Here is a 13147-nt window from a genome sequence, read left to right on the forward strand (position 1 = left end):
CAACCTCCCAATCTCCCAACCTCCCAATCTCCCAATCTCCCAACCTCCCAACCTCCCAACCTCCCAACCTCCCAACCTCCCAACCTCCCTAACTCCCTAACTCTTTTGAACGCTGACAAGCCGCTTTCACCGCTTCTATCAACGCCGAACGAAAAGCCGCTTGTTCAAGAGTCCCCACCCCTGCTATCGTCGTTCCCCCTGGACTGGTCACACGATCTTTTAACTCTGCCGGGTGCATACCTGTTTGTTGTAGCAACTCTGCGGTACCGAGAACCGTCTGTAAAGCCAGTTTAGAAGCAATCGCTCGGGGAAGTCCTGCCGCCACCCCTCCATCAGCTAGAGCCTCAACCATCAAGGCAACATAAGCAGGCCCAGACCCCGATAAACCCGTAACCGCATCCATCAAATATTCTGGCACTTCCACCACTTCACCCACGGCCGCTAAAATTTGTTGAGCCAGTTTGAGATGATCAGGTTTAACCGCTTGACCCGAAGCAATGGCACTAATCCCCGCCCCAACCGTTGCCGGAGTATTCGGCATCACCCGAATCACAGGGCGATGAAGGAAAGCGGACTCTAACTTACTCAAAGGTACACCCGCTAAAATCGAAATAATCATTACCTCAGATTGGGGGCTTGTAGAGTCTCCTAAACTCAGAGCCGCTAAATCGGAAATAATGGTATCTAAAATTTGGGGTTTAACCGCCAACAGCAACACCTCTGTAACCTTTGCAGCTTGGCTATTATCACCCGTGACCTCTACCCCGTACTGTTGCTGAAGAACCTCTCTACGTTGCGCTTGGGGTTCGCTAACAATCACATCTGAAGGCAGGTAAATCTTTTGAGCAATTAAACGAGACAGGAGAGCTTCTCCCATCACTCCACCACCAATCAAACCAAATTTGAATCCTGTCATTAGTAAAAATTAAAAGGGTCAGAGTCAGTCATCAGCATTTTGACATCCTCCCCCGGATAAATCGCGGGGGAATCCAAACATTACTGTTTGGGCTTCCTCTTTCTACAAGTTGATTTACTAGGTTGAGTTTCCCCAACAAAGCAGAGATCGTTCTCTCGGGAGGCGTTGATTTCCGTCTGCCCGACGGTATTTGAAAAACAGATACTTTCGCGGAAAAACGGATTAAGTTACGTGTGATCAGCCTAGATTTATGCGTTTTACAGTCAAGTTAATCCGTTAAATCCATTTCTGTTCCGTTTCTTGTTGCTAGCTGCTTTAATGCGGTTTTGAGAATGTTTTGAGCAGCGTTATGATCTCGGTCTGCAACGTATCCACAGTGAGGACATTTATGAGTTCGGGTGCTGAGAGTTTTAGCTACTTTCTCGCCACAGTTTGAACAGTTTTGGGAGGTGTTAGCAGGTTCAACGGCAATGACTGGAACCCCATAAATCCTCCCAAAATACTCTAACCATTCTCTAAACTTGTACCAAGCGGCATCGTTAATTGACTTGGCTAGATGCTGGTTTTTGACTAAATTCCGTATCCGTAGGTTTTCAATCGCTACCAAGTCGTTAGACTGTATGACGTGTTGAGCCAATTTACAGACCCAATCGTTACGCCTGCGTGAAACCTTGAGATGCGCTCTACCTAATCTATTCCTGGCTTTTTTACGGTTTTGACTCCCCTTTTTGGTTCTTGATAGTCGGCGTTGCAACTTTTTGAGTTGGCGTTCATCCTTTCTCAAAAAACGAGGATTGTCTGCTTGATTACCAGAACAATCAGTGTAGAAATAGTTAAGACCGACATCTAACCCAGTTTGTTTTCCTGTGAGTTCTTTTTTTTCCTCTCGTTCGTAATCTATCAGAAATTGTGCATAATACCCATCGTGCCTTCTGATCACTCGAACTCGTTTAATTTGTTGGAGTTGATAGAAGTGCAAATTTCGACTTCCCCACAGTTTAAATGTACCCGCTTCAAATTTGTCGCTAAAGGTTAAATAACGCCGATCTTCCGATAGTTTCCAGCCCGATGTCTTGTATTCAACAGACGCTCTGACTTGGTACTTTTTAAACTTTGGGAATCCTTTTCTTGGTGCGCTTCCTCTAGCGGCTTGCGAAGCCGCGAGGTCGCACCGCTTCTTACCTGGTGTCTTTTGCCTGCAATTTCTATAAAACCGTTCAATTGATGCCCATGCTCTCTCTGCGTGTGCCTGTCGCGCCATTGAGTTTAATCTGGCAACCCAAGGGAATTCCGGGTTGTCTGACAGCACCTTGCAGTGTTTATAGGCATCGTTGCGACTCTTAACCTGGCCATCCAACCATGCTCTGATGACGCTGTTCCGAACAAAACGCCCCGTCCGAATGGCAACATCAAGCCTTCGGTACTGACTTTCCGTTCCTTTCAACTTCATCTCATATACAAGCATAGCTTATCGTCGTCAATCACGCTAAACTATAATAGCACAAAGTTACCTTCTTTTCACTGCCAAATAAATTTGGCCAGATCGCTTATATCCCCCGATTGAAATACGGGGGCTTTACACATCACGCTCGTAACGTCTGATTTCTGATCTCTGACTTTGGAATTGATCGAGCTACTGCACAGCTTGTTGCACCTTTTCAGATTGCCACATCGAGGCCATCGGTGAGGGAATACGAGTGCGACCTTGACCCGGCATTTCGTTCACAACACCGGACTGAGTTCTCACCTGAACGCAACTGGGAGTAAACAGGAAAATGCTTTCGCCAATTCGTTCTTGATGACCGTCAAGGGCGTAGGTTCCTCCCGCTACAAAATCTACCGCTCTTTGGGCTTGGTCTGGGTCCATCATCGTCAGATTAAGAACAACAGACTTTCTTTCTTTTAGCGCTCTAATTGCCGCAGGCATTTCTTCAAAAGTGCGAGGTTCCATAACCACGACCTCAGAAATTCCGTTTAACGCTCCTGGCATACCGATCACATTGTTCATGGTTGACCCTAATCCTTCTGATGTTACCGTACCTGCTGCTGGATTGGCAGCACCAACTGTGCGTTCTCTAGGACGACGAACATTCCGACGATCCTCCTCAACCGGTGGAGGGGGAGTCAAGTCTTGGGAAGGCGGATAAACATTTTGATATTGATCGCCTTCCATTTCATCGTATTCGTAATCGTACTCAACAGAGTCATTGAGTCCAACAAAATCCCGTAGCTTACCAAAAATTGAGTTCACGGTTTCTTCTCCATAACGACTCTTTGCCCCGACTAGACAACCATTTTAGGGGAGCCTGGGGGGATTGACTATAGTTCAGTTTTTCTCGAACTCGATATCTTTACCCGAAAATATACTATCTTGTCTAGGGGGTGCGTACACCAAAGATAATTTGTCCCGGTCGAATCATTGTTGCCCCTGCTGGTATTGCTAAAGTATAATCCCCTGACATTCCCATTGAGAGTTCTTTCATCTCGATATTTGACCACCCTTGTTGTTGAATTTTGTGGGCTAACTCGCGAGTTTGTTCAAAGACGCTCAACGTTTCAGAATGATTTAATCCTAAAGGGGGAATGGTCATCAGACCTTTGATTTGAATCTGCTGACATTGATTAAGTTCCGCTAAATCGTCTAAAAGTTCAGAAACCGTCCAGCCATATTTATTGGGATCACTTAATATTTTGACTTGTAGACAGACTTGAGGTTGACAATCAGACTCTTGAGCGAGTCTATCCAAGCGTTGAGCCAGTTTCAGGCTGTCAACAGAGTGAATCCATTGAAAGTGCTGTACTGCTTTTATCGCTTTATTACTTTGGACATGACCGATTAAATGCCAAGTAATATCGGATAAATCTTGGAGTTGCTCCTGTTTTTCCATAGCTTCAGAGATGCGATTTTCACCAAAATCTCGAATTCCGGCTGCATAGGCGATGCGAATGGCTTCTACAGATACCGTTTTGCTAACGGCGACTATCCGCACAGAATCCGGGACTTGGGAGCGAATTTCAGCAATACGTTCGGCGATGGAATGGGTCATAATCTCGTGATATCAGTTCGGGAAAGTTGGGGAAGTCAGAGTCTTGAGAAAAATACTGATTTTCGGGTTCTGATCTTCTTTTTTTCCTTCTCTATAAAATAACAACAGGACTGAGACAACAACCCGATTTCATCAGATCAGATTAAGCGTTCAGCCCTGAGTCAGTCATAAAAAACCGGGTTTCTAGGTCTTGGTGTAAGTTCGACACAAACAACAAACACTCCCCAGTTATTGAAATGTACGTTTATGAATCGCTTGTAGCTCTTTGTATTCCTCAAGCTGGCTGTTGCGACGTAACATTCTCAAACGAATTTCAACCGCCAGCCGAGCATCTGAGCGAGTCAGAGGTTCAAACTTCAAACCGCTAGGCCCATGAGTGACTAAAAAAAACAGTCGTTGGGCATAAAGCGTCGTAAACAGTTCTTGATTTTCCTCAACAGGACAAACTCTAAAGAGTAAGCCAAAGTTGGGATGATTCATGTAGGTTTCAGTTGTCATTCAGTCTAACAATTAGCAAATAAGCAGTTCTGTAGAACAATCGATAGCAGTCAGATTAAGAGAGTTAGATTTTCTCACTTTACCATTTCTTGGTATTTAGAAAGGTGTGAATATTTTAGATCAGGTATTGACCGGGAATATCAAAACTCCATTCAAAGGAATTCTTTCTTGATCCTGTAACATCATCTCTCTTTTCTATAACTACTTTTGGTGTTATTGGAGTGAATTTTGAGATTTAACTGAGTGGATTCTCAGAATATTTACAGCTTAACGTGAGAACTTAAAACCTTGAGCGGAACAAAACTAAAATAATCTTAAATTGCATCATAGCGAGTGGGTTTGGAGTTCATGTAAATTTTCATGTAAATTTTACCTTTATAGACTCTATTGAATCCTCTCCCCCTTCCCTTGTCTTTCGAGGGTACTCAGAAAACCCATGAGAGGGAGTTCCTTAGAGATAGAGATCTTAGACCTACAATTATAGAAGGGTAAGGGTCACTCATCAATGTAAAAAGGGACTTAAAAGCTAAAGTTTAGTGGAAAATTGACCTTGATTCAATCCCTTCGACTCAAATCCCACTGTCTTTCCCCTAAGCTTGCGCTCCCAAAATAAACCGCAGCGTCCAGAATACCATTAAACTGACCAATGCTAACCCATCAATCCATTGAATTCGCAATTGATACCACTGGACATGATGTTGATTAGGAGTGGTGAAACCCCTCACGGTCATTGCACTCGCCATCTGTTCAGCCCGCAATAATAAATTTTCTAACAAGCGTTCTGCAACCATCAACCAAACTTGAGTTGCTCGTCGAAATCCTAGTTTTTTCCAGTTAATCGCTCGAGTTCGCACAGACCGGACTAAATTTTGAATTTCTTCTAAAACCAGGGGAAAAAACCGCAGGGAAAGCGTCAACGTTAAGGCAATTTCTGTGACGGGTAAGTTAAACCGTTGTAGCGGTTCCATGACATTTTCGATAGCGGTAGCAATTTCCTCAGAAGCCGTGGTCAGTAAATACAAGTTCGTACTATACACCAGTGTAAACAGCAACGTACTGATCCGAATCCCCAAATCGACAGAATAACGAGTAATCATCAGAGGGCCTTGCTCTACCCATACATAGTTATAAGATGTTGGTTGGGGTAAAGGAGGAGAAACTGTTTCTGTAGAGTTTGGAAGGGCAAAGCTAATCTCCGAGGCCGGGAGACGGGGTTGATGTTCTGCAACAATTCCATCCGGCATAATGCAACTAACCACAAACAGTAAACTACAAAAGACCAACAGCCAACCCATTTGTCGCTTCCAAACCCGTAAAGGAATTCTCGCACTCAGGGTAATCAGAATCAGCAACCCGACTAAAGCCAGTCTCCACAACTCACTGGCTAGCAGCGGAGTCAACAAAAAGCTCATTAACCATCCCAGTTTCACCCGAGCATCCATCCGATGTAACCAGGTAATCGGTTCTTCTAAATATAAACCCAGTGGAAGCGATCGCAATAAATCCATAATTTCAACCCAAACCCAGCATCAATCTTCAAACAAACCCTTAAACTTTGGTCGCTCGGTTGGCGGTATTGCGTTCGACTTCTCGGGCGGGTTTACCTCGCCAAATCAAACGAATCGGTGTTCCTAAAAAGCCCAATTGTTGACGAAATTGACTTTCCATATAACGACGGTAATTTTCATTAAACCGTTTGGGATCATTGACAAATAAGACCATCGTGGGCGGTTGGCTACTGACTTGAGTACCATAATAAATTTTCCCTTGTTTCCCTTGGCGAGTAGTGGGCGGAGAATGCCAACGGACTGCTTCTTCGATCACTTCATTAATCACAGCGGTACTGACTCGGCGTTGATGTTCAGCGACGGCTTGATCGACTAAATCAATGATTTTTTCAACTCGTTGTCCGGTAATCGCACTCACAAAAATCGTTTTCGCCCAATCCATAAAATACAATCGGGCTTTGACTTCCCGTTCATACTCTAAAATCGTGTAGGTATCCTTCTCAATTGTGTCCCATTTATTGACGACAATTACACAAGCACGCCCTTCTTCTAAAATCCGATTGGCTAACTTCAGATCTTGTTCGGTGACGCGATCAATTGCATCGATAATTAACAGTACAATATTCGCCCGACGAATGGCTTTAAAAGCGCGATTAATCCCAAAAAATTCCGCCCCATATTCGACATTTTTCTTCCGACGAATTCCAGCCGTATCCACTAAGCGGTAAGTCTTGCCATTGCGTTCAACAACAGTATCGATCGCATCGCGAGTGGTTCCCGAAATGGGGCTGACAATCGCTCTATTTTCCCCGAGAAACGCATTTAATAAACTGGATTTGCCGACATTTGGACGGCCAACAATTGCGACGCGAATTTCCTCCGATTCTTCGAGTTCATCAGCAGGCGGAATGTATTTAATTAATTCATCGAGTAACTCACCAGTGCCGCTACCATGGATACTAGAAAGGGGGAAAGGATTTCCTAAACCCAGTTCCCAAAATTGCATCGATTGAATTAATCCGGCTGTCGGAGATTCGCATTTATTCACCGCCAAGAGTACCGGAACCGAATGTTCTCGCAGCCAACCCGCGATCGCTTCATCTCCTCCCGTTAACCCTGTTTGTCCATCAACAACAAAAATTGCAACTGTGGCTTCTGCTAAAGCAACCATCACCTGTTCACGAATCAGGGGCAAAAATTCGGTATCATCATCAAAAACTAAACCACCCGTATCCACAACAGAAAACTCTCGATCTTGCCAATAGGCGTAGCGATAAGTGCGATCGCGAGTAATCCCGGGTTGATCGTGAACGATAGAATCTTGAGTTTCACTGAGGCGGTTCACTAGCGTAGATTTGCCTACGTTTGGGCGTCCAACAATCGCAACAATAGGTAAGGGCATGGGGTTTATAGCAGCTCGTCACTGGCAATCTTCAATCTTCTATTGTAGCGAATTCTCTAGGAAATAGAGACAGATTGACTCACTTAATGTGAGAAAACGCTGAGACGAGTCTGAGGTGAATTTCATTTGTTTTCAGCATTTTCTATACTGAATATCATTTATCTCCCAACTCCGGCTTCTATCGTAGTCAATGTAAGGAAATTGAAAACGGAGATAAGTCTAATGATCATCAACGGTTTTAAAATAGTTAGTATGGCTGCTGTTGTTCTTTTAAATATAGGGATTGGTGAAGTTGCTTTTACATCTGTTGCTTCTGCACTTCCCGCTTCTGGTTATACAGAAATTACCGCTCAAAATAATATTTTAGCTTCGGGTTCTTTTCTAACCGTTGAGCAAGATCATCCCACTGAGGGAATAGCCCGTATTATCAACGAAAATGGGAAGCGCTACTTAGAATTTGATAGTGCATTCACCACAGCCCAAGGCCCAGATGTTAAGATAGTTTTCCATCAAAATCAATCAATTCCAGTTAATCTTAAAGAAGGGGAATATATCACCCTAACATCACTCCAAAGTTTTGAGGGTTCCCAACGTTATTTACTTCCCGATGATCTCGATCTTAGCCAATATAAGTCTGTTGGAATTTGGTGTCGTCAGTTTAACGTGACATTTGGTTATGCAAGTCTGTAGTTTTTAGGTCAGTTTATCTCAAAAAACAAGGGGCTTAAGCCCCTTGTAAAAACTCTATTCTGTCTCAAGCTTAGTCTAAATGGTCAACAACACTTTCAGGATTTTCTACTGCGTTTTGAGTATTTTCTTTTAACTTACGAGCATTACGTTTTGTACCAGAAGCAACATCTTCTGTGAACTGTTGAGCAGACTCGCTAACATCTTCAGTCAGATTTTTTACCCGTTTGTCCAGGGGAGTTCCCTCTTTAAAGTTCTGTGCAAATTCTTGAGGATCACTCGATTTACTGACATTTTTCTTAGCATTTTCAACTAACTCTTTTGCCTTCCGTTCAGTACGAGTGCTAGCTGAGGGGTCCATATCCTCATAGGGATACATTCCATCCGACTTTTTGCTTTGAACAGGTGAATAAAGTTCTTTATCTTGTCCTTTGCTGCTGTGATAATCTCCTGAACCTGTAATTTTAGGAGCCGGAGGATTACTGTTACACGCTGTTGTTACAACAACTAAAATACCCGCTAAAACAACGGTTAAAACACTTCTTAAAGAAATGGATTTGATTGTGTCTATTAATCTTCTAATCATGCAAACTCTCCTGTAGTAGTTCTTATGGCTGCTTTAATTTAGCCATTTAAAATTCGCTACTTAATAGCTTAAAAAAAAAGCTAATATTTTACCTCTAGCCTAAGAAATATTTTTTTTATTGCAGGGCTAAAATTTTTATAACTCAAGAGAGAGGAGAGTTTAAAGAGAGGGCATATCTATTATAGGTTCTCTCACCTTTGATAGAAACTTAGAGAATTTTTTTTGAGGTTTTAGGATAAGAGTTAATTTGAATTCTATCTTTGTGTAGATTTAGGAAAACCCATAAATTTTATAAATTTATATAAATTATAACAATCATAAAAGAGGATGATCCAATGCCTTATAACCAATTACAAGATTTACCGGAGTCGGTTCGTAGCCATTTACCCAAACACGCTCAAGAAATTTTTCGAGCGGCTTTTAATAATGCTGAACAAGAATATGAAACCGAAGAACAAGCTTTTAAAGTGGCTTGGAGTGCTGTTAAACAAAAATATGAAAAAGGAGAAGACGGAGATTGGCATTCTAAAGAAGAATAATATTGATCACCTCTAACTCATTTTTAGGTTGAAGTTATTGGTCAGCTACAAAGCCCAATAATCAGAATAATTGAGGTTATTATTAAACGGATCTAAATGAACATAAATATTACCCAAAAACTCAAGAAAATTAGCCTCAAAATATCGTTCACTTAATTCCTGGAAAGTGGAGTTGGTTATGCAATTCAGAGTGTCTCCGGATCAATATTCAATTCTCGCAGTTTAGCGGCTAACTTTTCTCTTTGTTGGCGTTCAATTTCAAGTTGCTGTTGTGTAGTTTCTAATTGTTGTTGTGTATTCTCCCGTTGTTGTCTTTCAATTTGGGCGGATTCTTCTGGAGTGGGAACTAATTCACCTTCGGGCGTAAAAAACCTCAATTTCTGTTCATGTATTCCTAAAAAGAGTTGTAACTGTTTACTCCAAAGTTTACCCTGTTCGTTCGGTTGAATTGGCTCATATTCTCCCCGTATGATTTCAAACCCCTGAAACTCTAAGGTATTGGGAGAAAACCAAAAGTATTCTGGTGTTCGGAAGATATCTTGATAGATTTCTTTTTTGGTTGTGCGATCAATATTTGCGGTTGAAGGGGATAATAATTCGATAATGACATTGGGATATTTTCCACCTTCTTCCCAAACAACCCAACTTTTGCGAGGTTTACGTTCTGTATTTAATACCACAAAAAAATCTGGCCCTCGAAAGTTTTGAGTTTTTTGTTGTTCGGGACTGTAATAAATAGTGAGATTTCCAAACGCATAAAAGTCTTGACGATCTTGCCAGAGAGATTCTAGCATTTGAATCAGCAATAAAATTTGTCGTAGATGCAATTCACTTTCCAAGGGTGGCTCCTGACTTTCTAAATCACCAGGCGGACATTCAATATCTTCAAATTCTATTTCATTTTGGAGAGTTTCTAAATCCTGAGCAATCGTCATCGTATTCTCCAGTTCAATACTTTTATTATAATTCGTCTTTTGATTCTTTACATCGAAGTGACTTCAAACTAACTGACAATAAACGGTTATGCTACTAAATATGACCCGCAATATATTCCCCTTTCAATAAGTTAGCATCAAGGGGAGAACCTTCTAAATTGTTAATGTTATTTTTTTCGATAAAATTCAATAAATCTGCCCGTTCTGCTGCAAAACCTTCCCATCTACAGTTAGAAGCCCAAAAACCCGGTAACTTTCTCGCGCACCAGGTTTTTAGAGGGAGGGGGTGGGTTTACATACATTTAGACAAACCCGCCTCTAGAATTATTGATGACGGATGAGTGATGACTGGTGACTGTAAAAGAGGTAGGATGTTAGATAATTTTGACATCTCACTGGTCAGTCTGACCCCATAAAAATGAAAAATTACTTCTCACGCTTGTTGGCTCTCGTTTTAGCCGTTTCGCTGTGCTTATTCGGGTGTGCGAGTTCTCCAGATGGTTTAACCGGAAACTATCAACAGGATACCTTAGCTGTGGTTCAAAGCTTGCGAACCGCAATTGAGTTACCCGACGACTCTCCTGAGAAGGCACCCGCCCAAGCATCAGCCCGTGTATTGATCAATGATTTTGCGTCTCGCTATCGTCGTGATCCGGCGATCGCCAAGTTACGCTCATTTACCACCATGCGAACTGCATTAAACGGTTTAGCTGGACATTATAGCTCCTATCCGAACCGTCCTGTACCTGAAAAATTAAAACAGCGTCTTGAACAGGAATTTGATCAAGTCGAAGCCGCTGTCAAGCGGGGTGCTTGATGAGTTAACGCCCAATATTTTTTCATCTCCCCGTCTGGCTTGAGGCGGGGACATTTGTTTTCAGGTATTGATGGTTTTAAACAACTCCTAATCTGGGAAAATTTAACAATACTGAAGTGGCTTTTTTCGCTTGAATAATCTTCTGAAGTGATTAGATGTGTGTTGTATTGAACCCGATGTCTAATTTGTCCATCCAACTCACGACTCGCTTGATGATCATGGGGTTAACAATTGTTCCCAGTCAAACCCTATCTCGTCGAGTGATCAGTGCTTTTCTCTCTGTACTTATTACTCCGCTTTTCCAAAGTAAATCTGTTTTGGCTCAAGTTTCACCTTATTGTCAACTTTCAAGTGAACAGATTACTTTTAAAGAAAGTCTACGTTTAGCGGCGAACAATAGTCCTGAAGCCCAAAAACAATATGAAGATACTTTAACCCAACACGCTCAAGCCGTTTTTCAATGTCGTCGTCAAAGCTGGCTCAAAGATCAAGCGATTTGGTTGAGGCTGTATCCTTGTGATGCTCAACCCGGAGCAATTGATCAAATTTTAGATGATCTTGTCAATCGAGGATATAACAAAGTTTATCTAGAAGTCTTTTATGATGGTCAAGTATTACTCCCCGTTTCAGACAATAATACACCTTGGCCGTCTGTATTGCGATCGCCAGGAACCGAAACGGTTGATTTATTTGCAGAAGCGGTTCAAAAAGGACGCCGACGAGGATTACAAGTTTATGCTTGGGCGTTCTTGCTCAATTATGGTTATACTTATACGCTACTCCCTGATCGACAAAACGTTCTAGCTCGTAATGGAAACGGGGAAACTACAGTCACCGCAATTGCAGGGGGAAGCAACAGTGATGATTTTGGGGAAAGTTATACCAATCAAGGATTTGTTGATCCGTATAATCCCCAAGCCCGTCAAGACTATCAAACCCTGTTAAATGCGATTTTAAGCCGTCGTCCACAAGGGGTATTATTTGACTATGTTCGCTATCCAAAAGGCTTAGGTGGGGCTTCTGTAGCCGCTAAAGTGAAAGATTTGTGGATCTATGGAGAGGCTTCTCAACAGGCTTTTCTCCAACGGGCTAACAATGACAGGGGACAAGAATTTATACGGCGATTTTTGCGTCAAGGTTATCTAACCGAAACGGATTTTAAACAAATTGACACCCTGTTTCCAGCCGCCAAAAATCCCAATTCTGAAGCCAAAGATCCCAATTCTGAAGCCAAAGATTCCAATTCTGAAGCCAAAGATACCAATTCTGAAGCTAAAAATCCCAATTCTGAAGCTAAACCGGAGCAACTCTGGCAAGATGAAAAAGCTTTAACGCCTCTCAACGCTTTGCCCTCGATGGGAGAAAGCCTCCAACAGCAATTATGGCGTCTGAGTGTCGCTCATGCCCATCAGGGAATTTTGGAGTTTTTAGGGTTGGCGAGTCAAACTGTTCAACAACGAGGGATTTCTGCGGGGGCGGTATTTTTCCCAGAAGGAAACCGTCGCATTCGTCAACAGGGGTTTGACTCGCGTTTGCAACCCTGGAATCAATTCTCGACTCGGCTAGAATGGCACCCGATGTCTTATGGGGTTTGTGGTGATACAAGTTGTATTGTTTCTCAAGTGCAAACGGTGCTTAATCAAGCGCCCTCGGGGGTAAAAATTATTCCGGCGTTAGCGGGAGATTGGGGAAAAGCTTTTAATAATCGTCCCTCTTTAGAAAATCAGATGCAAGATATTCATAATGTCGCCCCTCAAATTAACGCAATTAGTCATTATTCTTATGATTGGCAAAATCCCGAATTCACCCGACAACGTAAGTTTTGTCAACGTTGATAGACATCGGAAACCAACGACAATAGAGTTCTCCCCTTGCCTTTTAGGAGAGGGGCTGGGGGAGAGGTTCTAGCCAAATGTTTCTCGCCTTTGAAACACCCTTGCCAATTTAACTGCCGAATTCAAAGATCAGGCTTCAAAATCTCAAAGCCCGATACAGGTTGATTAAAACTGGTGCTTGAAAGTAGACGTGAACTACTTACACTGACCGCCGCGGTACAATGTGAGCTTCTGATTTCTCAGCCCGATGCCCTTTCACCGTCGCGGTTATCTGGTCTTAAACAGGCTCCCTCAGCAGAGACGGGGTTCCCTCCGCCAAAATGTATTATTCTGATGCCTTCATTTCTTATGTTGAGTGCGGCGTTACTGTCACAATC

At 42.6% G+C, this 13147-nt stretch carries 13 protein-coding genes; 4 read left to right on the forward strand and 9 right to left on the reverse strand.

Features of this window, described 5'->3' with window-relative positions; genetic code table 11:
• Positions 1-88: 88 nt before the first annotated feature.
• The 7 genes from proC to der form a co-directional block, all read right to left on the reverse strand.
• Complete coding sequence (proC, locus tag M595_RS25945) at positions 89-916, reverse strand: pyrroline-5-carboxylate reductase (RefSeq protein WP_023069558.1); 828 nt, start codon at positions 914-916, stop codon at positions 89-91.
• Between the two features lie 268 nt (positions 917-1184).
• The gene (locus M595_RS25950; protein WP_040484698.1) at positions 1185-2381 is read right to left on the reverse strand and encodes an RNA-guided endonuclease InsQ/TnpB family protein; all 1197 of its coding nucleotides are present in this window, start codon (positions 2379-2381) and stop codon (positions 1185-1187) included.
• Positions 2382-2549: 168 nt separating this feature from the next.
• The gene (locus M595_RS25955) at positions 2550-3167 is read right to left on the reverse strand and encodes a cell division protein SepF (protein ID WP_023069560.1); all 618 of its coding nucleotides are present in this window, start codon (positions 3165-3167) and stop codon (positions 2550-2552) included.
• A 124-nt stretch (positions 3168-3291) separates the two neighbouring features.
• Positions 3292-3963: a YggS family pyridoxal phosphate-dependent enzyme gene (locus M595_RS25960; RefSeq protein WP_023069556.1), complete on the reverse strand. Its 672-nt coding sequence runs from the start codon at positions 3961-3963 to the stop codon at positions 3292-3294.
• A gap of 228 nt (positions 3964-4191) precedes the next feature.
• A complete protein-coding gene (gene pipX, locus M595_RS25965) occupies positions 4192-4461 on the reverse strand; it encodes a transcriptional coactivator PipX (RefSeq protein WP_023069564.1) in 270 nt (89 codons plus the stop codon).
• 590 nt (positions 4462-5051) lie between these two features.
• A complete protein-coding gene (locus M595_RS25970; RefSeq protein WP_023069565.1) occupies positions 5052-5969 on the reverse strand; it encodes an energy-coupling factor transporter transmembrane component T family protein in 918 nt (305 codons plus the stop codon).
• A gap of 40 nt (positions 5970-6009) precedes the next feature.
• Positions 6010-7371 carry a ribosome biogenesis GTPase Der gene (gene der, locus M595_RS25975; protein ID WP_040484699.1) on the reverse strand — a complete coding sequence of 454 codons (1362 nt, stop codon included), beginning with the start codon at positions 7369-7371 and terminating at the stop codon, positions 6010-6012.
• A gap of 222 nt (positions 7372-7593) precedes the next feature.
• On the opposite strand from der, the gene M595_RS25980 reads away from it, so the two are divergent.
• Positions 7594-8061, forward strand: coding sequence for a DM13 domain-containing protein (locus tag M595_RS25980; RefSeq protein ID WP_040484700.1), 468 nt, complete (start codon positions 7594-7596; stop codon positions 8059-8061).
• 70 nt (positions 8062-8131) lie between these two features.
• Here M595_RS25980 and M595_RS25985 read toward each other — a convergent pair whose 3' ends face one another.
• Positions 8132-8644, reverse strand: coding sequence for a hypothetical protein (locus M595_RS25985; protein WP_023069559.1), 513 nt, complete (start codon positions 8642-8644; stop codon positions 8132-8134).
• Between the two features lie 335 nt (positions 8645-8979).
• Here M595_RS25985 and M595_RS25990 point away from each other — a divergent pair, with 335 nt between their 5' ends.
• A complete protein-coding gene (locus M595_RS25990) occupies positions 8980-9183 on the forward strand; it encodes a ChaB family protein (protein ID WP_023069567.1) in 204 nt (67 codons plus the stop codon).
• 185 nt (positions 9184-9368) lie between these two features.
• On the opposite strand, the gene M595_RS25995 is transcribed toward M595_RS25990, so the two are convergent.
• Complete coding sequence (locus tag M595_RS25995; RefSeq protein WP_023069566.1) at positions 9369-10118, reverse strand: Uma2 family endonuclease; 750 nt, start codon at positions 10116-10118, stop codon at positions 9369-9371.
• A 418-nt stretch (positions 10119-10536) separates the two neighbouring features.
• Between M595_RS25995 and psb27 the strand changes: the two genes are divergently transcribed.
• Together psb27 and M595_RS26005 are read left to right on the forward strand one after the other, a co-directional pair.
• Positions 10537-10935 carry a photosystem II protein Psb27 gene (gene psb27 / locus M595_RS26000; protein ID WP_009788126.1) on the forward strand — a complete coding sequence of 133 codons (399 nt, stop codon included), beginning with the start codon at positions 10537-10539 and terminating at the stop codon, positions 10933-10935.
• Positions 10936-11111: 176 nt separating this feature from the next.
• Entirely contained in the window at positions 11112-12770 is a 1659-nt protein-coding gene (locus tag M595_RS26005) for a glycoside hydrolase family protein (protein WP_238987143.1), read from the forward strand.
• Positions 12771-13147 lie beyond the last annotated feature (377 nt).

It is taken from the genome of Lyngbya aestuarii BL J, from assembly GCF_000478195.2.
GTDB classification, from domain to species: Bacteria; Cyanobacteriota; Cyanobacteriia; order Cyanobacteriales; family Microcoleaceae; genus Capilliphycus; species Capilliphycus aestuarii.